The 18,664-nt window shown below is 60.6% G+C and carries 18 protein-coding genes; 11 read left to right on the plus strand and 7 right to left on the minus strand.

The features are described 5' to 3' along the window. Nucleotides 1-296: 296 nt before the first annotated feature. The 3 genes from RVU70_RS02260 to RVU70_RS02270 all read left to right on the plus strand — a co-directional run bounded on the left by RVU70_RS02260 (nucleotide 297) and on the right by RVU70_RS02270 (nucleotide 3,472). On the plus strand, nucleotides 297-1,151 hold the full coding sequence (locus RVU70_RS02260) for a metallophosphoesterase family protein (RefSeq protein ID WP_363349465.1): 855 nt from the start codon (nucleotides 297-299) through the stop codon (nucleotides 1,149-1,151). 198 nt (nucleotides 1,152-1,349) lie between these two features. Further along, a complete protein-coding gene (locus tag RVU70_RS02265) occupies nucleotides 1,350-1,871 on the plus strand; it encodes a polysaccharide biosynthesis/export family protein (RefSeq protein ID WP_363349466.1) in 522 nt (173 codons plus the stop codon). Nucleotides 1,872-2,005: 134 nt separating this feature from the next. Next, nucleotides 2,006-3,472, plus strand: coding sequence for an outer membrane beta-barrel protein (locus RVU70_RS02270; protein ID WP_363349467.1), 1,467 nt, complete (start codon nucleotides 2,006-2,008; stop codon nucleotides 3,470-3,472). An 803-nt stretch (nucleotides 3,473-4,275) separates the two neighbouring features. On the opposite strand, the gene RVU70_RS02275 is transcribed toward RVU70_RS02270, so the two are convergent. The 3 genes from RVU70_RS02275 to RVU70_RS02285 form a co-directional block, all read right to left on the minus strand. Then, the gene (locus RVU70_RS02275; RefSeq protein ID WP_363349468.1) at nucleotides 4,276-4,857 is read right to left on the minus strand and encodes a DUF3280 domain-containing protein; all 582 of its coding nucleotides are present in this window, start codon (nucleotides 4,855-4,857) and stop codon (nucleotides 4,276-4,278) included. A gap of 123 nt (nucleotides 4,858-4,980) precedes the next feature. After that, on the minus strand, nucleotides 4,981-5,652 hold the full coding sequence (locus RVU70_RS02280; protein WP_363349469.1) for a response regulator transcription factor: 672 nt from the start codon (nucleotides 5,650-5,652) through the stop codon (nucleotides 4,981-4,983). Continuing rightward, a complete protein-coding gene (locus RVU70_RS02285) occupies nucleotides 5,649-7,028 on the minus strand; it encodes a histidine kinase (RefSeq protein WP_363349470.1) in 1,380 nt (459 codons plus the stop codon). Before RVU70_RS02285 ends, RVU70_RS02280 begins: the two co-directional genes overlap by 4 nt. 277 nt (nucleotides 7,029-7,305) lie before the next feature. On the opposite strand from RVU70_RS02285, the gene RVU70_RS02290 reads away from it, so the two are divergent. The 3 genes from RVU70_RS02290 (at nucleotide 7,306) to RVU70_RS02300 (ending at nucleotide 9,556) form a co-directional block, all read left to right on the plus strand. Next, a complete protein-coding gene (locus tag RVU70_RS02290; RefSeq protein WP_363349471.1) occupies nucleotides 7,306-7,743 on the plus strand; it encodes an OsmC family protein in 438 nt (145 codons plus the stop codon). Between the two features lie 8 nt (nucleotides 7,744-7,751). Next, on the plus strand, nucleotides 7,752-8,684 hold the full coding sequence (locus RVU70_RS02295) for a trypsin-like peptidase domain-containing protein (protein ID WP_363349472.1): 933 nt from the start codon (nucleotides 7,752-7,754) through the stop codon (nucleotides 8,682-8,684). Nucleotides 8,685-8,998: 314 nt separating this feature from the next. Next, nucleotides 8,999-9,556: a hypothetical protein gene (locus tag RVU70_RS02300; protein ID WP_363349473.1), complete on the plus strand. Its 558-nt coding sequence runs from the start codon at nucleotides 8,999-9,001 to the stop codon at nucleotides 9,554-9,556. Nucleotides 9,557-9,590: 34 nt separating this feature from the next. On the opposite strand, the gene RVU70_RS02305 is transcribed toward RVU70_RS02300, so the two are convergent. Both RVU70_RS02305 and RVU70_RS02310 read right to left on the minus strand, forming a co-directional pair. Next, complete coding sequence (locus RVU70_RS02305; RefSeq protein WP_363349474.1) at nucleotides 9,591-11,309, minus strand: ATP-binding protein; 1,719 nt, start codon at nucleotides 11,307-11,309, stop codon at nucleotides 9,591-9,593. 36 nt (nucleotides 11,310-11,345) lie between these two features. Continuing rightward, nucleotides 11,346-11,699, minus strand: coding sequence for a Rieske 2Fe-2S domain-containing protein (locus RVU70_RS02310; protein ID WP_363349475.1), 354 nt, complete (start codon nucleotides 11,697-11,699; stop codon nucleotides 11,346-11,348). A 389-nt stretch (nucleotides 11,700-12,088) separates the two neighbouring features. Between RVU70_RS02310 and RVU70_RS02315 the strand changes: the two genes are divergently transcribed. Genes RVU70_RS02315 through RVU70_RS02325 form a run of 3 tightly spaced genes read left to right on the plus strand, consistent with a single transcriptional unit; the run spans nucleotide 12,089 to nucleotide 14,891 of the window. Next, nucleotides 12,089-13,216 carry a PAS domain-containing sensor histidine kinase gene (locus RVU70_RS02315; RefSeq protein ID WP_363349476.1) on the plus strand — a complete coding sequence of 376 codons (1,128 nt, stop codon included), beginning with the start codon at nucleotides 12,089-12,091 and terminating at the stop codon, nucleotides 13,214-13,216. A 58-nt stretch (nucleotides 13,217-13,274) separates the two neighbouring features. Beyond that, complete coding sequence (locus RVU70_RS02320) at nucleotides 13,275-13,931, plus strand: isoprenylcysteine carboxylmethyltransferase family protein (protein WP_363349477.1); 657 nt, start codon at nucleotides 13,275-13,277, stop codon at nucleotides 13,929-13,931. Between the two features lie 42 nt (nucleotides 13,932-13,973). Beyond that, nucleotides 13,974-14,891 (plus strand): cation diffusion facilitator family transporter, encoded by a 918-nt coding sequence (locus RVU70_RS02325; protein WP_363349478.1) that lies wholly within the window; start codon nucleotides 13,974-13,976, stop codon nucleotides 14,889-14,891. A 146-nt stretch (nucleotides 14,892-15,037) separates the two neighbouring features. Here RVU70_RS02325 and RVU70_RS02330 read toward each other — a convergent pair whose 3' ends face one another. Then, nucleotides 15,038-15,289, minus strand: a complete 252-nt coding sequence (locus RVU70_RS02330; RefSeq protein ID WP_363349479.1) for a helix-turn-helix transcriptional regulator — start codon at nucleotides 15,287-15,289, stop codon at nucleotides 15,038-15,040. 414 nt (nucleotides 15,290-15,703) lie between these two features. Here RVU70_RS02330 and RVU70_RS02335 point away from each other — a divergent pair, with 414 nt between their 5' ends. Continuing rightward, nucleotides 15,704-16,597, plus strand: a complete 894-nt coding sequence (locus RVU70_RS02335; RefSeq protein WP_363349480.1) for a site-specific integrase — start codon at nucleotides 15,704-15,706, stop codon at nucleotides 16,595-16,597. Nucleotides 16,598-16,844: 247 nt separating this feature from the next. Here the strand turns inward: RVU70_RS02335 and RVU70_RS02340 are convergent, their stop codons facing one another. Continuing rightward, the gene (locus tag RVU70_RS02340) at nucleotides 16,845-16,976 is read right to left on the minus strand and encodes a hypothetical protein (RefSeq protein WP_363349481.1); all 132 of its coding nucleotides are present in this window, start codon (nucleotides 16,974-16,976) and stop codon (nucleotides 16,845-16,847) included. Nucleotides 16,977-18,304: 1,328 nt separating this feature from the next. On the opposite strand from RVU70_RS02340, the gene RVU70_RS02345 reads away from it, so the two are divergent. Next, entirely contained in the window at nucleotides 18,305-18,607 is a 303-nt protein-coding gene (locus tag RVU70_RS02345) for a hypothetical protein (protein WP_363349482.1), read from the plus strand. Nucleotides 18,608-18,664: the final 57 nt, after the last annotated feature.

The raw sequence follows: 18,664 nt of genomic DNA on the forward strand, positions 1-18,664 counted from the left end.
TAAAACTACTTAACTCAACAAATTGACGTAAATCATTTCGCTAAAGCCTTCGACAGGACTTCTGCTAAGGTCAAGTGATATGACTTGAATAGCTTCCAGCTCGCGAGGCGAGGCGCCGTGCGCTCTTATTTATTGACACGCGAGCGACGCGCCAAGCGCTTGCCGGAGCGAGGATCCTCCGTATAATGCTCATGCATTCGTTCAAGGCTATTCACATGATCGGCTTTCCGGACCGCTCCACTCCGATCGACCCCTCGCCCGACGACGCTTTCCGTTTCTCCTGGGGCGCCGACGCCTTGCTGCAAAATCTGAGACGCTTCAAATTTGACGTTGGCGGCGCCGCCAACCTGCTTCCATCGGCATGGCGGCTGTTTCGAGGTCAACAGCGCCAAGCGGGCGGAGCGGATCAAAGCTTTCTGCCTGCTGGCTGTCGGGTCTATGCGATCGGCGACATCCACGGACGGGCGGATTTATTGGACTGTCTCGGGGAACAAATATGGCGAGACGTGATCGAGAGACCGTGCGAGACCGTGCTCACGATCTTCCTGGGTGATTACGTGGACAGGGGTCCGGATTCCGCGACCGTGATCGAGCGCTTAGCGTCGAACAACTTCCCGACGTCTTTCATCCCGCTCCGCGGCAATCACGAAGCGGTCATGCTTCAGTTTCTCGAGGATGAGAGCGTTTTAGATAAATGGCGCCACTTCGGCGGCGTCGAGACGCTCGCCTCTTATAATGTCGAAGTTACGGAGGTCATGCGGGGCCGGGGTTTCAAAGCCGCCCAGGATCGTCTGCGCCACAACCTGCCCGATCTGCACCGCGAATTTTTAGAGCAAACGTGCCTCTCTTATACGCTTGGGGAGTATTTCTTCTGCCATGCGGGCGTTCGCCCGGGGGTCGCTCTCGATCAGCAACAACCACGAGATCTGTTGTGGATAAGAGACGAGTTTCTTGGCGCCTCCGAGAGTTTCGGCAAAATCATTGTTCACGGGCATAATGCCGTACCGACTGTCGAAATCTTGCCGAACCGCATCAACGCCGACACCGGCGCTTACGCGACGAATGTGTTGACAGCCGTGGTGCTCGAGGGAAATGATTCGTGGATTTTGGACACCGCTGGAGGCGCCGCGATCAGTCTTACCAATGGCTAACTATAACGCTTGTGAGAAGTAGCGCACTTTTGTAGTTGCAGGTTAAATGACTTGCGGGCAAGAGGGCGTGGCACTATTAAAAATCACCAATTCCTTTTGGAGTGTTCATCGTTGAGCTTTAGATCGTTCAGACAGACACATTCAGTACTGTTGAGCTTTTTGCTCGCAGGAAGTCTGGCGGGCTGCGACACTATCGAGATGAGCACGGAGCCCTGCGTCGGGATCGAGTCGCACCAGATCGGGCCTGGCGGGGCCACAGGGCCGATCGAGGTGAGGGCTGGCGACAGACTGCGTGTCACCGTCTATGGCGAAGCGCAATTGACCGGCGACTATTTCGTGGATCCCGGGGGCAGCCTGTCGCTGCCGCTCGTCGGAACCGTGCAGGTCGCCGGGATGACGAAGGCTGAACTTGAACGGCTGCTCACCGAGCGGCTGCGCCGGGCGCAATATGTCATTGACCCCAAGGTCACCGTCGACATTGCGTCGTTCAAGCCGTTCTACGTGCTCGGGGAAGTCGAAAAGCCGGGTGAGTATCCTTATCAGGGCGGACTCAACGTCGAAAGCGCCGTCGCGGTCGCCGGGGGCCACACCTATCGCGCTAGTGAAACGCGGGTTCTCATTCAGCGTCTCGGCGACACGGGCTACCGCGAATGCCCGAGATCTCCGAAGATCCTGGTTTATCCCGGAGACGTCGTTCGCTTGCCTGAGCGATATTTTTAGGTTGGGCTGGGTTCTGCGTTGTGCACAATTGGCGCTTGTCCTATCTCCCGCCAAAGTTTCGTGAGAATCACTGGTTAGATTATGGACGCACGATGATTAGTTAAGCTTTTCTCATTTGCCGCATGGTAGGTTGCGTGTTTGCAAAACGATCACATCGGCGTCGCTTTGGCGTCCTCGCTTTCTTTTGCGCTGCGCTATCGATACGTGATGGCGTCGCGCAGACTGTTATTTTGCCCCAGGTGAGTTCGGGAAGCGGCTTTAATGCGTTTGGCTACCAGGAAGACACGCTCAGTCTTCTTGCGCCGACCCCCTTCGCCCATAGAATTCGGCGTCGGCCGACCCGCAATTATCATGGGGTGTCGCTTGCAGGCTGGATGTTATCCGGCGAACTGACAGTCGGCGCGACCTATAGTGACAATATCTATTATTCGAGCGTCAAGCCCATCGCCGCCGCAGGGATACGTCTGCAGCCTAGGTTTGTCGCGATTCGCGACACCGGCATTCATCGAACCAAGGTCTATGGCTCCGGCGATCTCACGATCGTGCCGGACGTCAATAATTACAATCTGATCAATGGGCAGCTGGGTCTCTCTCATGTCTGGGAGGTGAGACGAGACTTGCTTGTCAAGTTCCATGGGCAAGCGGATCACTTTACCAGCGTCTATGGCTCTGGGGCGTTTCTGTTTGGCGAGAGCGGTTTGGGCGTGCTGCCGATATCGACGTCATCGTCTTTGGGCCGGAAACGCGATCTGCAAAAGTGGAACGTGCTGACCGGATCCGTCGCCGCGCTCAAGAGCTTCGACCGTCTGTTCGTCGGCGCGAGCCTCAATACTGCGCTATTGGATTTTGAGCCGATCAATCCGCGCGTCGCTTATTACGCCTCGAGTCGGCGCCATGATTTCGTCAATTGGGTCACTGCTCGCGTCGGCTACCGGCTGATCCCGTCGTTTTACGTCTTCTCCGAGGGCTCGGGCAGCATTCGCGATTTTTATAATTTCACGACGCCTGACTTCTCCCAGGGACTCCCGCCACTCACCACGCCGTTCGGCACAGCCGATTTTGCGGCGCATGGCTATCGGGCCGTTGCGGGTTTGGGGGTTGACCGGGGCGAGGACCGTGAAACCGGCGAACGTTTGTTGCGCGGCGAGGTCTATGCGGGGTTTCAGCAGCAATTCTATCAGGGGGCGCGCTACAAGTCGGTCGAGATGCCTGTCATTGGGGGGAGCGCCTCTTGGAGCCCGACACGGGCGTGGACGATATCGGCTCTCGCCACGCAATATATTCAAGACGCCTTCATGCCAACGACCGGCAATGTCCTGGGGAGCCCGGCAAAGGCCTTCCTGTCGCAGGTCAGGATCGACTACGCCTTATCACGCAGCTGGCGGACATCGATTTTTGGCGGCTACCTCGATTTCAAATACGTCAAGGACGCCAATCACAGTCACTCTCGTTACTGGCAGGCCGGCCTAAATGTTTCTTATGAAATTTGGCGGAATCTCGACGCCAGGTTCGAATACAGTTATTTCTCTGTAATATCTAGCCTTGCCAATAATACTTGGGACCGAAACCAGATCACGCTTGGCGCGACTTATAAATACTAAAAAACCACCGTCGCGGTTTTCAGACTAGCATCTAATCTCACGGCACATACTCCGTTACTCGCAAAAACAAAAAACCTATTGCCACGCTAATGCATTGGCCGGCCGATTGACGCCAAGTCGTCGGAGGGCGGCCGGCCCTGACAGACGCCGTGCTAGAGAAAAAAAACGCGAACTCCATCCGGCAGGAGTTCGCGCATAACATCGGCTCTGTATCGCGCCTGTCCGTGCTCAGTTCGGCGATGGACAGTTGCGGAACCAGCAACCCGGGCCGGGCGGCGGGAAATTTCCCGGCGGGTTACCAGGAAACGGATTGGGGAGGTGACCAGGAAAACGGACGAAGATCGGCCGCAGAATCCAGCCCAAGAATCCCCCAAACGGCGCCGCCTCAGCGGCAGACGGCACGGCGACCATTGATAGCGCGACGGCAAGAAGGCCGTATCTCAAATAAACTTTCATGACATCCTCCACCTGCTAATAATCTCACTTTACAGGATATTTTACACAAGGACAATAAGCACAACGCATCAAAAAGCTGCACGTCAAACTCTCGCGGCTGCGTAGGACTTCTTGGCCCCGCTTACAATAGCGGACGGGAGGCTCCAGCGTACGACGGCCTTTTCAATTCTTGCGGCGAAGCGACGAGAAAACAGACGATTATGCGTCAGGCCAGAACGTGACAACCACCACCCCTATCTGATTCTTATTGTACAGGACGCGGTTTCACCCTCTATTGTAAAGGATACGGTCGAGCGAACGCTTAGCAGTACAAAACTACTCAGCTTTTGCTGAACGGCACATTCGCCTCAAAGCGGCGGCGTTTCCCGCCGACTTCCGGCCGACCGGCGGCGCAGCTCCGGCTCCACCAGCGCATATCTGATCAGAAACTTCAGCGCGCGGCTCCATGATTCGTCGGTTTCTCCGCGCAAGTCGGTCTGCGAGACATTCAGCAATTCCCCGCTGCGCGCGTCACGAATACGAAATTCGAGATTTTGCTCCATCACGCTGATCTTACGATAGAAGCCGATGAAGGACATTTCGGCGCCGAGGTCGCGGGCGGCGTCGGCCTCGCAGCCGTTGCATTTTCGCAGCCAATGCTCCTTGGCCATCTCATGGCGCGACGCACGGCCATCGATGATTTTGAATAGCCCTGAGCTGGCGAGGCGTTCGCGCGCCAGATCGGTCATGCGCTCGAGCCGCGCGGTTTCCGTTGGGCTTTCCCCGGCGAGCGGGCCGCCGGCGCTGAAATCGTCGAGCTCCATTGCGAAGACGGCAAGTTGGATCGGACGGGCATTCTCGCCTAACCCCACTGAGGGAAGCGTCGCCAACGCCATGACCCCAACCGCCAACGCTCGCAGCAGCCCCCGAAAACTAGAAGTCATCGGCATTTGGCCCTCCCCTTCGACGCGACTTCGTCACATCCAAAGAGAGCGTAACGCCGAAGCGACGAAGCGCGCCTAGGCGCGGCGCCTGATCTCGCCTGGGCAAATCGCCTGCGCGCGCCGACGGAGTCAAAAGCTCTGGAAGATTGGAGAAATGGCGCTGTCGCGCTCGACGAGGCCGGCGCCCATCGCCAGCCAGACAAGATGCGCGTCGGTGCGCGCGCCGATCTTGGACTTGATCTGATAGTGGTAGTTTTGCACCGTTTTGGCGCTGAGATGGAGAAGCGCGGCGATCTCTTCCGTGGTGCGGCCAGACGCCACGAGCCGCAAGATCTCAGTTTCACGCGGCCCAAGTTCGCTCGCGAGCGCGGCGCCGTCGCCCAGCCGCTCAGCGGCGATTTCGCGGGCGACGTCGTCGCTCAAGGCCCGACCGCCCCGGGCCACGATTGTCACCGCGCGGACGAGCTCAGCGGCGTCGCTACTTTTCGTCACATAGCCGGATGCGCCGGCTTCGAAAGCCTTGAGCGCGAAAGCCGCCGCGCTATGCATGGTGAAAACGAGGATGCGCGCGCCTTTGTCCCACTGCCGAATATGCCGGATCGCCTCGAGCCCGCCGACGCCCGGCAAGGAGAGATCCATCAGCGCCAGATCAGGCGCCGTAGCTTTATAGGCCTGATAGGCCGTGGCCGCCGTGTCCGCTTCTGCGACGATCGACAGCCCCGGCTGGCGCTCCAGGAGGCGTCGATAGCCCTCCCGCACAATGGGATGATCGTCGACAAGAAGAATTCGGATCGTGCTCACGCTTCCACCAATCGGCTGGCCGCGCAGGGGATGCGCGCGGAGATCCTTACGCCGCGCGCAGCGCCGCAGATCGACAGGCTTCCGCCAAAAGCGGCGATCCGCTCGCGCACGCCGAGAATGCCGCGCCCCGAGGACGCGTGGATTTTCTGCGGATCGCCGCCTCCGTCGTCCTCGACGACCAGGGAGACCGCGTCTTCATCCGAGCCGGCGCGCTCAACGCGCAAGTGAATCTCTTTCGGCGCGCCATGGCGCATCGCGTTCGTCAGACATTCCTGAGCGATTCGATAGACGCTGGTCGAAACCGCAACCGGCAAGGCCCCGAGATCGCCCACGAGGCCGAGATGCACAACGGCCTTGGGAGCAGTTCGCGCGTTCCAGCTGGCGGCGAGCCGCACGAGGCAGGCTTCAAGGCCAAGCTCCTCCAAATCCTGCGACCGCAGTCGCGCAAGCGTCTCCCGCAATGACGCCATCATGCGTTTGGCGACTTTCGCGATGGCGCGGGCGTCTTCCGCCAGGTCTGGCCGATCCTTCGCGCTAGACTCGATCGCCGCCGCAAAGGCGATCATGGCCGTCAGACACTGGCCGAATTCGTCGTGCAGATCGCGCGCAAGCGCGCGGCGCTCGTCTTCCTGAACCTCGAACAGGCGTTTGGTCAGCGCCACCCGCTCGGCCGTCGTCTGCGCAAGACGTTCGGCAAGGTCGTTGACGGCCGCGGCGATCAGGCCGAATTCCTCCTTGGTGAACACAGCGATCCGGTGGCGATAGTCCCCCTCCCCTAGCTTGCGCAGTCCATCGACGATGGCTCTTGTGGGCGCAAGCGCCTGCCAGATGGCGATCCCCGAAAGAACGCAGATGCCGACGGCCATCGTCGCGGCGACGCTGAGCACGACGGAAATCCGACGCCAGGCCTGACGAATCGCCGCTTGCGGATCAGCTCTGGCCACGACGAGGCCCGTATCCGGCGCGCGCACGGTTAAGAGGCGCGTCGCCGAGCCCGGCGCGCCGAAAGCGCTTTCGTAAAGGTCGGAGAACCATGGGGGCGCGGCCGAGCCAACGTTTTCGGTCTGGCTGCAGAGCGTGCGCGGCGTATCCCCCGCTGGGGCGTAAGAGATGCACACGCCCGGGGAGATGAGGCGGAGAGTCGAAAAGGATTCCCAGTCAGGCGTCGGGAGGACATTGTCGCGCCGCATCGTCGCGCGCCACAAAATCGCGCGCCAGAACAAATTCTCGAGCCCATGAGCGACGCGCTCCGCCGAGGCCGTCGTTTCCGCCTCTATCGCCTTGTGCGCGTCGACCATAACGAAGCTTGCGGTGAGAACCAGACACGCGAGCGCAATCGCGGTGAGACGCAGAACCAGTCGGAAGATCAGCCGCATGGGCGCCGCCGTCAAATAGTGTCAGGACGCCGCGATTAGATCAGCGAACGGCTGAAACGCCAAGACGACCGCGCCTCATCGACAGGATGTCGGGCAAATTGCCCAACGGGCCGCGTCCGCGCGCCATCCACAGAAACGCGCGCATGGCCTTGCCTGCCCCCCGCCCTGCGCGGCCTTGCCTCCAGGGTCTGCAACAATAATTGGAGCCTTCTGACTGTCTTGGGCGGTCCACATAAATTCTACCAACGGGCCGGTTTTCGCGAAGCAGGAGAGGCCCATGATCCGCAGAGCACAAGCCGTCTGGCGCGGCGCCGGCAAAGATGGCCGCGGGGAGCTGACGACCGATTCCGGCGTGCTCTCGCATACGCCCTATTCCTACAAGACGCGTTTCGAGAACGAACGCGGGACAAATCCGGAAGAACTGATCGCCGCCGCGCATGCGGGCTGCTTCACAATGGCGCTCGCCTTTCTCCTTCAGACGGCCGGCCATACGCCTGATGAATTACACACGGAAGCGGCGGTGACGCTCGAGCCGGAGGGACAAGGCTTTCGCATTCGAAGCTCAGCTTTGACTCTACGGGGGAGCGTGCCGGGGCTCGACGAGGCGGCTTTTGTCGAGATGGCCAAAACCGCCGAAACGAACTGTCCGGTATCGAAGCTCCTCAACGCTGAGATCACCTTGGACGCCAAGCTGGGGAGCTCAGTTAAAGGCTAGAGCGAAACGTGACCAACGGGCTCGATCCCTATTCGAGAATGCTCAGCGACGCCGTCGAGGCCGTTTCGCCGTCGGTCGTTCGAATTGACGTGCGTCGCGGGGCCGAGCGGGCGGGCTCCGGCTCTGGCGTGATCGTTTCCCCTGATGGCCTGCTCTTGACCAACAGCCATGTCGTCCACGGAGCCCGCCGCGTGGAAGCTTCGACGATGGAGGGGCGCGCGCTCTCGGCCCGCGTCCTCGGCGACGATCCTGACACGGACCTCGCTTTGCTGCGCATCGACGAGAGCGCGGCTTTGCCGGCCGCGAGACTCAGTGATTCGACGCGCCTCAAGCGCGGCCAGCTGGTGTTGGCGATCGGAAACCCTCTCGGCCTCGAGGCGAGCGTAACGGTCGGCGTCATATCGGCGCTCGGTCGAAGCCTCGCTGCGCGAACGGGACGTCAGATCGAAGACGTCATCCAGACCGACGCGGCGCTCAACCCGGGAAATTCGGGCGGGCCGTTGATCACCACCGCCGGCGAGGTCGTCGGCGTCAACACCGCCATCATTCGAGCGGCGCAGGGGATTTGCTTCGCGGTCTCGTCCAACACGGCGGAATTCGTCATGAGCGAGATTCTTCAGCATGGTCGCGTGCGACGGGGTCATATCGGCGTCGGCGCCGCCACGGTCTCGGTGCCGCGTCGGATCGCGCTGCGGCTCGGCATCGGACAGGAGCTGGGCGCCTCGATCATCAGCATCGAACCCGACGGCCCCGCCTGGGAAGGGGGGCTGATGACGCGGGATATTATTCTAAGCGTCGACAACAAGACCGTCTCCGGGGCGAATGATCTCATCCGATTCCTCGGTCCGGAGGTGATCGGCCGCGTCGTCGCGTTCGACGTTCTGCGGCGCTCCGAGCTCAAGCGCTTTTGGGTTGGACCGAAGGAGCGTCAGGCGGCGTGAAATCATAGATCTCAGCGATCTGATCGAGGAGGCGGCGATGATGAACCAAAAAACGGTTATGGGCGCGGTGGCGCTCCTCTACGCTCTTGCCCTGATCGAAATTTTCATTCTTGGGTGGTAGAGTTGCAGGATGGATCATGCGCGCCGCCGTCGTTGGGCGGACCGCGCGGGACTAGGTAGGATCACGTATTACGAACCCGTTCTCGGCTTCGTATTGTCCTGGCGAAGTTGATGGTCGATCTTAAGATTCGGAGGCGAGCATTTCTAATCTGGATATCCGGCGGCTGACGCCCGCCGACCCGCGCAAGGGCGACGTGATCCTTCTACTTGCCGATACCTTCCAAAACCATCCGCTTTTCGACTTCGCCTTTCCCCGCGTCGCGTCAAGACGCGCGATTTTGCGCCGGCTTTTTCGCCCCATCGTCGAGGACGCGTTGATTTTCGGTCGCGTCGACGTCGCGGTCGCGGACGATATTGTCGGCGTCCTTTTGTGGTACCCGCCGGGGGCCTATCCGATGACGACCCGCCGCGCCTTGCGGGGCCTCCCGGATTATCTGCGCATCGCCTGCCGTGATCCCCTCGGCCTATTCAAACTGTACCGCATCCAGGCCGCGCTCGATCGCCTGCGGCCGAAACAGCCGCATTGCCATGGCTACTTTCTCGGCGGTCGCGCCGGGGCCCGCATTGGGGCGATCCTAGCCCGCAAATTGCTCGAAGAAGTCGACGCGAACGGATGGCCGGCCTATCTGGAAACGCAGGACTCCCGGACGGTCGCGCTCTATCTCAAACTCGGCTTTGATCTCATCAAGAGCGCGTTTCCGACGCTTCCCGGCGCGCCGCTCACCTCCACGATGTGGCGAAGCGCTCGTTAGCAGGCAAAGATAGCGGCGATCGGTCCGAGCGGCGTCAGGCCGCCGCATCGGTTCTCCTGTCCATTGCGGCCATATCGAGACCACGAAAGATCGCACAACGTCGAAAGACGCTCAGATCCGGCGGAACCTGTTTGTGGTGGCAGAATTTGGCGACCAGCTTCGTCAGACCTTTGATATCGCGCCCTGTCGCCTCGGGGAATGCGCGCACCAGCGCGTCGATGATCCGGTCATCCAGGCCGAGTGCGAACTGATCCGACATGACGCGCCAGATGCGGCGTCGGGCTTCCTCGTCGGGTGGATAATAACGAATCAAGGCGATGCAGCGGGATACGATGGCTTCATCGATGTCGTCGACCCGGTTGGTGGTGAGGAAGAGCAAGCCGTTGAAATATTCGAGCACCCGCAGGAAAACGCCGACGACGGCGTTCATCGCCATATTGTCGTCGCGCCGCCGGATATAGACATCCGCCTCGTCGATCAGCATGACCGCGCCCCAGCGCTGCGCGCGCGTGAGAACCTCCTTGAGCGCCGTCTCCATGGTCGAGACATTGAGCCCGAGCTGACCCGAGTGCACGCGATAGAGCGGGCGCTGGATGATTTCAGAATAGACTTCCGCCGTCAGGGTCTTGCCGACTCCGGGCGGCCCGGCGCAGAGCACAGTCGTTCCGCCCGACTTCCCCTTCACAATGTCATCCATCAGCAGATCCATCTCCGCCGTGAGAATGTCGATCAGGTCCGTCTGCTCGGGCGGAAGCACCAGCTTGTCCTTGAGCTCTGGCTGATAGCGGTAAGGCTGCATTTCGTCGACATGCACCCAAAGATGCTGGTGCAGATCGAGATGGAACATCAAGATGTACGGATGGACCGGAATGCGCGTGAAGAGGCCCTCCGGTATATGCCCGCGCAGTTCCGCGATCTCGTCCTCCGCTGCGAAGCGATTGCTCTTGCCGGCTTTGCGCAGGAAATGGCCCAGAATGTCTCCCGGCGCCTCGAGCGTCAGGCTGCGGTTCGAGAGCACGCCTTCATCATTGACAAGGCGCGCGTCGGCGCCGCTCGTCGACAGGACCACAATATCCTTACGCGCCCAATCCGTGTCCCGATGCGTCGCACTCGGGTCCTCGGCGTGAAATCCGATGCCTTTGCCGCTGAATTGCTGGCCATATCGGGAGCGCCACTCGAAATAGGTCGCACTCGCTGCTTCGAAGGCCTCGACGAGTTGCGGCGTCTCGCGCAGGAATCCCTTCGCCGCGAGAACCTCGCTGATCGTGCGGCCGCTGATGTCCCCCGCCATGATGCGGATGAGACTCGACTGGAGCGTCCCCTTGGCGTTGGCCTTCAACTCGATCAGAATCTTTCCAGCTTCGTCGTTCGACGCCGGCACGTAATCGATGCGCGTAATCACATATGGCAACGCCTTGGTGGTGACGTTTGCGGTGAACAGCCAGCCATGGATCGGCGCCACTGTCAGATATCTGACCAAGGCAGGCAGCGCGTCCTCGAGATCGCCGGCTTCGAACCGGACGCCCTCGGTCGCCAACGCGCCCCGCAAGGTCGCGAGCTGCGCCGCGCGAGCCCGCAATTCCGGCCCTGCGCGCCGGTAGCGTTCCTCAAGGAAATCCAGTTGCTCGCTGGAGAGATGCGATAGATTGACGTCGACGCGGTCGCTGAAGCGCAGTTGCGCGGCGAGGCCTTCCTGAGAAGGAAAACGCGCGATCAACGCTTCGACATCGCCTCTTGCTATTTCAATATTCATCCTGTCCGCCGTCGTTCCTGGCTTCGCCCTGATCTTCTAAGCGGAGGTGACGCCCGCCGGCGAACGTGCTGGCTTGATCGGTCCAACGTCGACCTGAATCTGATCGCCTTCAATGCGCAAGTCGTAGGGATGAAGGGCGTTGCGAACCACATGCGTCACGCATTTGCCGCTGACGCCGTCGAAACCCCATTGATGAAGCGGGCAGGTAACGGTCTTCCCGTTGAACGTCGCGTCGGTCAACGGCATATCCGCATGTGGACAGCGCCCACGAAAGGCCTTGAGCTCACCCCCCGTGGGCCAAACCAGGAGCACGCTTTTCTTACCGGCATGAAAAAGGCCCATGCCGCCCTCAGCCACGTCGCTTGTGTGACAGATAGAGGTGAACGCCATCGCCGCCGCCTTTTCGAGACGCAGATGGACACGATCGCTGCAAATAGCAGGCCAGCAGACAAGCCGGCGTAAGGAGCAGAGGATCAGGCCGCCGCGTCGACGCGAACGACGCGCCTTATTCAGGGTGTGCAGCGTCTGCGTCGCAGGCCAATGCCCTGCCCTGCCCCAGCGGAAAGCCTGTCAATAGAGTACAAGGCTTCGCACTGTGTTGCGAAGCCGACAAATAGGCGCTCTTACCGTTAGGCAAGCCGAGCCGGGAAGCTTCGTGGCGCCCCTGCTCTCCAAAACGCCCCAGAAGCCGCCGCATGTTTGGCTGATAACCTACCGCGCGCGCCGCTCAGAGCAGCAGCCAAACACGCGTTTAACGCCGTCGAACGGTTGAAAACACCGTGGCGAAAGCTACGTTTTCCCTGTGTGAAAACGGGACCCGCGACATGGACGAGGGCTACTCCTGGCTCCGACTGATGATCGACAGCTCTTTCGCAAGTCGGTTGCTCGTCGACCGCGAAGGCGCCGTCGTCTTCGCCAATCGGGCCGCCGAAACTTTGTTCGGCTACTCACCGGGCGAATTGGTGGGCAAGCCGGTGGACGTCATTTTCAAGTCCCCGAAAGATCGCAATCTTGCTGTGCCTCGACGCTATTTCCCGGGGCGGAGGATCGTCGGAGACGATGAGGAGATCAAAGGCCGAACGAAACAAGGCGACGAGCTGACCTTACGCGTCGGCACGTCCCGGATCGAGACCGATGCGGCGTCGTATCTGTCCGTCACCATCTTCGACATCACAAAATACAAGCAGACTGAGCTGGAGCTGCTTTTTCGAGGCAGCCAGCTCGAGGAGGCCAAGCGTCGCGTTTCGAAATTCGCCTATCTCGCCACCCACGACCTTCGCGATCGTTTACGCATGATCGCGTCCTGCTGCGACGCCGTTACGACGGCTCTGGCGCAGGGCGACGCAAAGGCGGCGGCAAACGCAGGCGAGATTGCCCTCGACTCGGCGTCGCGGGCCGAGCGGCTCGTCGGCGCGCTGATGGAATACAGCCTGGAAGCCTCCGCCATTCTCAATCTGGAATTTATTCATCTCAGAAGCGAAATCGATCTCATTATTGCAAAGCTCGCGCAGCAAGGCGACGCCAGCGTAAAGATCGCCAATAATGTCCCGGTCGATCTGACGATAAAAGCTGACCGCAACCAATTCATGCGCCTCGTCGGCAATCTCATCGAGAGATCTATGGCTGTCGCGCGCAGGCCCGCCGCGCCTCAGATCAACATTTCGGCGGTGCTGAACAAAGAACATAATCGCATCCGGCTGGCGATTGGCGGGCGCGATGTTGGTAAGGACGGACCGAGCGCTTCGCTTCAAACCCTGTCGCAAATCCCCTCCGAAGCAGGGCTCGCGGCGGTCAAATCGATTTGCGAACAGAATGGCTGGACGGTCAAAATCGAAACTTTGCCCGACCATGGCGCTGGGTTCCAGGTGGATATTCCGCTCAACCAGCCTTTAGCCGCCATGCATTAGTTTAACGCCCTGGCCTGGCCGTAGCGCCCGCGGATGAGCGAATGGTTGAGAGCCGAACATGCCGAAGCCCGCCCTTCTCTTCATCATTCTCCTCTCGTCGCTGCTCTGGTTTGGCCTCGCGGTTCTCGGCTGGGGCGGGCTCGCGGCCTTCTTCGCCCATCCGGCGCGCGTCGCGCTCGTGATAATCGGCTTCGCGTTCGCCGTCGCCGGCTCCTTTAGCGAAGCGGGCCTGCGGACAGGCGAGCGGGAAGATCGCAGCAACCGCTGGATCTTCATCCCCTTTCTGATCATCGGCCTGTTGTCCGGTTGGCTGCCGGCATGGTCCGATCGCCACGACTTTCTGGTGATTGACGGCGATAGCGTGCGCTGGCTTGGCGTCTTGCTGTTTGCCGCCGGCGGCGCTCTGCGCCTCGCTCCGACTTTCGTGCTCGGTCGTCGCTTCAGCGGATTGGTGGCGATCCAGCCGGGGCATACGCTGGAGACCGGCGGGCTTTACGGCATCATTCGTCATCCCTCTTATCTGGGCCTTATTGTGATGATGCTCGGCTGGGGGCTGACCTTCCGTTCGCTGGCGGGGGTGGCGCTGACGGCGCTGTTCATCCCGCCGCTGATCGCGCGCATCCATTCCGAGGAGGCGCTGCTCGAAGACCATTTCGGCGACGCCTATCGGGCCTATCGCGCCCGCACCTATCGGCTGATGCCCGGGGTATATTGACGCCTTTGCTGCGAAACAGTGGAAGGATGTTAGACAATAGAGATGCCGCACGACCATCGCCGCCATGATGAGGGCCACGCCCACGCGCCGCGAGGCTATGATTTCGCCTTCGCTCTCGGCGTCGCGCTCAATCTCGCGCTCGTGCTTGCGGAACTGGCTTTTGGCTTTCTGTCGAATTCCCTCGCCCTGATCTCGGACGGGGTGCACAATCTCTCCGATGTGCTCGGGCTGCTCCTCGCTTGGGGCGGATCCTGGCTCGCGACGCGCCAGCCGAGCGCCTCCCGCACTTACGGCTATCGGCGCGCATCGATTTTGGCGGCGCTTGGCAACGCCTCCCTGCTGCTGGTGGCCACGGGCGGCCTCCTCGCCGAAGCTGCGCAACGGCTCGCCGACCCCCCGCCCGTCGCAAGCAGCACCGTGCTATGGGTCGCTTCGATCGCGATCGCCATCAATACCGCGACGGCGCTGATGTTCATGCGCGGTCGCGAAAAGGACCTGAACATCAAGGGCGCGTTCCTGCACATGGCGGCGGACGCCGCGGTGTCGCTCGGCGTCGTCATCGCCGCGCTGCTTATTGGTCAAACGGGATGGTTATGGCTCGACCCCGTAACGAGCGTCGCAGTCGCTGTCGTCCTCCTCTGGAGCGGCTGGGGCGTGATGCGCGATGCGCTCAATCTGGCGCTCGACGCCGTCCCGGCAGGAATAGACCGACCCGCGGTGGAAGCCTATTTGGCAGGCCTGCCCGGCGTCATCGAAGTCCACGACCTCCACATCTGGGGCATGAGCACGACTGAAACCGCGTTGACGGCGCATCTCGTGCGTCCACACGCCGGATTGGACGACCCGCTTCTGGCGGACGTCGCGCGAGAGCTCGATCGTCGCTTTTGCATCCATCACGCCACGATCCAGATTGAAAGCGGCGCGACGGAATGCCGCCTCGCGCCGAGCCATGTCGTGTGATTTGGAATCATCCACTCCTGCGTTCCTTTAGGAACGGAGGCATCGCCGGCCTCCCTCTTCCGAGTACGGGCCGGAGCTATACGTGAAAACGCGCACTGGCGACAGGCCCGCGAGGAGGCCTTGCTACCTAAAGGCAAAGCTAAATATCATCCTTCGTTTGGCTCTTTCTTCAACCGGACGCCGGCGCCTCCGCCATTGGCAGGAATAAACACGACGCCCGCAGCTTCAAGCGCCGCTCTTAACGACGAAAGCGTAGTCTGATCTCCACCGGACTTCCCGGTTTCGAAATTTGTAATTGTGTTTCGATGCACCCCTGAACGTGCGGAAAGCTCTCGAACACTCCAATCCACCAGCGCTCTACCGGCGCGTATCTGTGCTCTTGTCACATGCTTCGGCATGTGCTATTTCCATATGCGAAAATCGATCACTCTGCGCTTACCACAAACCTGAGCAGACACATAATTCGGTGAACCGACAGGTTTGCTCATGTGCCACGCCTACATTCCGCTTCTCCCCCTCGTCCCAGCGCGAGGATGGGCCCTCCGCGCGGCGATCAAAGAGACCGGACGCGATGGTTGCAAGCCCGACGCCGAGCGGAGTGGTGGGCTAAGACCGCCCTGCATTGCGGAGTCGCTATGGCAACGAACAAAAAGCCGGCACGCCTCAGCCAGACCCAGTTGGCGCGCGCTTTGAAGGCAGTCAAATCGGTCGGCTTCAATCTCTCCGGGATCGAAATCGCCTCCAATGGAAAGGTTTCCCTCTCTCTTAGCGAGGATAATAGGGACACGTTCGCGGAGCTGAGAGGCGGCCCCATGCGCCCGAGCGAACGCCGCGGCGCGGCGCGCTACGAAACGCTCGGCGCGGTCTTGTGCGCCTTCGAGGACAGCGCCGATTTCCTGCGCCTCGCGCCGCGCTCTCGCGCCGATTACACGCGGCAAATTGCAAAAATCCAAACCGACTTTGCAGATTTTCCCCTGGCGCGGCTGACGGATCGGCGCACGCGTGGCGAGTTCCTTGCTTGGCGCGATCGGCTTGCTATTCGCTCCGTTCGGCAGGCTGATTATGCCTATACGGTCTTGGCGCGGACGCTCTCGTGGGCCTGTGAGCGGGGGCTTGTTCCGCTTAACCCCTGCGAGAAAGGCGGCCGCCTTTATCGCGGCAACCGTGCGGATAAGGTTTGGACCGAAAAAGATGAAGCTGCCTTCGTGGCGGCGGCAAGTCCGCCCTTACGGCTCGCTTTGCAACTGGCGCTGTGGACGGGCCAGCGCCAAGGCGACCTATTGCGCCTGACGTGGTCGGCTTATGACGGCGCGCGCATACGGCTCTCTCAAAGTAAGACCGGCGTCCGGGTCGTCTTGCCGGTTGGCGGGCCCCTTAAGGCGACGCTCGACTCCGCCAAACGCGAAAGCTCCGTCATCCTCGTCAATCTAGACGGCAAGCCCTGGACCCCGGACGGCTTTCGCGCCTCTTGGGCGAAGGCGTGCAAACGCGCGGGCGTCGAAGGCTTGACCTTCCACGATTTACGGGGGACGGCCGTTACTCGGCTTGCGCTCGCGGGCGCGACCGAGGCGGAGATTGCAACCCTTACGGGCCACTCGTTGCGCGACGTAAGAAGCATCTTGGACGCGAATTACCTACAGCGCGATCCGGCGCTCGCTGAAAGCGCCATTCGCAAGCTTGAAATGCGGGCAAGAACATTAGCGTGATCGCGCGATTGGCTCACGTCTTTTCACGTGGGCGGGGCAGCTTGGAAAGTATGGCGCTACGCCCGCTCGAAGGGCTGACGCCTGGGTGCAGACGACCCACGAACTTGGGCGCGCGGGCGCCGGTTCGCCCGCCCAGGCGCGCTCCTTGGGCCTCGAGCCGCCCTAGGAGCCATCTGAGGCGCTCAAAAAGCAGGCACATGAGCGCCCCCTCTCCCCGTTTTCCGTCCCCCCCCCACAGAAATCGTGATCACGGTTCCATGAAGTAGCAGGCGCTGCCATCAAAATTGTTGAAGCCTTCGGGGGCCGCGGAGGCGGTGCTGGCGAAGCCGACGCTCAGGGTCAGAGCGATGGCGGCGACGATAGTGGTCAGCTTGGTCATGATCGGCTCCCTCATTTCTCTCTTCTCGTTCGATGGGCTGAGAGAAGCCGAACCCAAACCAGTTGGAGGTGCGCTGCCGCACGCACACGCAGCATCGGGCGCCATGACTTCTGGCGCGGGAGCATGAGTCGCAGAAAGGCGCGCCGACACAGGACGCCCGCGACCTGGGATGGACAGGCGCGGGCGCTTTGTTTGTTATTTCAGCAACTGTTTGGAACTGAACACGATTTCTTGCATTAGCTCTCAGGGGGTCCCTCGCTTGCCTGAGAGCTTGCCATGTCGGAACAAGTCATAGCCCTGGCCGTCACCCTGGAGGCATTTTTGCTGATGATCCTCGCAGCGATGCGGATTGTGGCAGTTTGAACGCCGTCAAAACGCCCCGACCGTACTCAACGACGGGGCGTTCTTGCTCTGCTAATCGCCGCGGGCGTGCTTCTCCATGGCTGCGGCCAGCATATCCGGTAAACCAATCAGACGCCGGAGCGCATAGGCGGCGTAGATACGAGCGATGCGGAGTGAGCGTCTAGCCTTCATCATGGGACTAAGCTCCAAAGGGCCCCAGCTTCCATCAGGAATCCACTATTCAGTGAAGGGAGACTTAACTTGGCGTTTCCAGCTGTTCTTGCCTCCGCGGCCGATCCGACGCGGAAACAACTCCACCGCAAGCATTGTTACACAAACGGAGCCTCAGCGATATTTCGCGAGTTTTTCTAGATCGTGTCCGTTGACAAAACTCGGCCCGATGCAAAGCGCGCCCGCACAGATCACCAGGCCGAGCCGTCTTCATTTTGCGATTGGCCTTCGGAGCGCCTTCAGCCGTTCGCGATCCACAGAATGATCGCCAGCGCTGCGACAAGCACAGACAGCATGATGGCGTAGCTGATTTCGTCTCGGATGATCATCCGCAAAGGATGTCATATCCGGAAGCGGCGCGGAAGGCCTGAATGGTTGTGCAAGACGAGATGGCTCGTTTCGTCTTAGCGATTCATAGGTAGAGAAGCACCAGCATCACCCCGCCGAGGATGACGGCGACGAGAATGGACCCAAGCACGGAATCTGCGACGGGAGCACGGAGCATGCCGAACTTTCGGCCTTCGTGGACCGACAGTCAATCAGCCATGTGGACGCACCCCAGCGGATGCCAAGCATTATCCTTCGCCCGAGGCAGGTCAGACGGACTCGATCCTATCGGGCGTGAGGCAAGCGCCGTCGCCGCCATCGGAGGGGACGAGTTTCGGGCGTTGAATGGATCCATCATTCTGCAAACCAGTAAAATGCAGTAGCATAGGGTCCAATCATTCCCGAGCGCCCGCTGGAGTTTAAAGTCAATGAATTTGCCAGACAATCTTTCTGCCTCTCAAGGATCGAAGAGTCTGACAGCCAAGATGGCGGCTTTGACTGCTTTCTTGGTAGCGGCCGTTGCCTTGATCGACGCGATAAGCGCCTTTGCAGCCAAGACACAGCCATTTTTGTGCAGAGCAGCGCCGTCGCTTTGGTGGTGTCCCGCAGCGCCGACGGCGCCGTCGTCGCCTATAATTCCCGATCATCTGGCGCCGCTGCCGTTTCCCAATCAAATGCAGGTTCCAAACAAAATGCTGCCGCCTACAGTCCCGGATAAAATGCACCGTTGAGTCGTGACTGTCGGAAACGACGGGCGGGTTCAGGGAACGTTAGAGAGCCGTAGTCGC

Origin of the sequence: Methylocystis echinoides (assembly GCF_040687965.1) — a bacterium.
Taxonomy (GTDB): Bacteria; Pseudomonadota; Alphaproteobacteria; order Rhizobiales; family Beijerinckiaceae; genus Methylocystis; species Methylocystis echinoides_A.

What these genes read in the sequence shown, in the direction of transcription:
- RVU70_RS02265 (WP_363349466.1), top strand. Translation starts at nt 1,350, where the DNA reads ATGAGCACGGAGCCCTGCGTCGGGATCGAGTCGCACCAGATCGGGCCT.
- RVU70_RS02275 (WP_363349468.1), bottom strand. Translation starts at nt 4,857, where the DNA reads ATGCCGATGACTTCTAGTTTTCGGGGGCTGCTGCGAGCGTTGGCGGTT.
- RVU70_RS02285 (WP_363349470.1), bottom strand. Translation starts at nt 7,028, where the DNA reads ATGCGGCTGATCTTCCGACTGGTTCTGCGTCTCACCGCGATTGCGCTC.
- RVU70_RS02290 (WP_363349471.1), top strand. Translation starts at nt 7,306, where the DNA reads ATGATCCGCAGAGCACAAGCCGTCTGGCGCGGCGCCGGCAAAGATGGC.
- RVU70_RS02305 (WP_363349474.1), bottom strand. Translation starts at nt 11,309, where the DNA reads ATGAATATTGAAATAGCAAGAGGCGATGTCGAAGCGTTGATCGCGCGT.
- RVU70_RS02310 (WP_363349475.1), bottom strand. Translation starts at nt 11,699, where the DNA reads ATGGCGTTCACCTCTATCTGTCACACAAGCGACGTGGCTGAGGGCGGC.
- RVU70_RS02320 (WP_363349477.1), top strand. Translation starts at nt 13,275, where the DNA reads ATGCCGAAGCCCGCCCTTCTCTTCATCATTCTCCTCTCGTCGCTGCTC.
- RVU70_RS02325 (WP_363349478.1), top strand. Translation starts at nt 13,974, where the DNA reads ATGCCGCACGACCATCGCCGCCATGATGAGGGCCACGCCCACGCGCCG.
- RVU70_RS02330 (WP_363349479.1), bottom strand. Translation starts at nt 15,289, where the DNA reads ATGCCGAAGCATGTGACAAGAGCACAGATACGCGCCGGTAGAGCGCTG.
- RVU70_RS02335 (WP_363349480.1), top strand. Translation starts at nt 15,704, where the DNA reads ATGCGCCCGAGCGAACGCCGCGGCGCGGCGCGCTACGAAACGCTCGGC.
- RVU70_RS02340 (WP_363349481.1), bottom strand. Translation starts at nt 16,976, where the DNA reads ATGACCAAGCTGACCACTATCGTCGCCGCCATCGCTCTGACCCTGAGC.
- RVU70_RS02345 (WP_363349482.1), top strand. Translation starts at nt 18,305, where the DNA reads ATGAATTTGCCAGACAATCTTTCTGCCTCTCAAGGATCGAAGAGTCTG.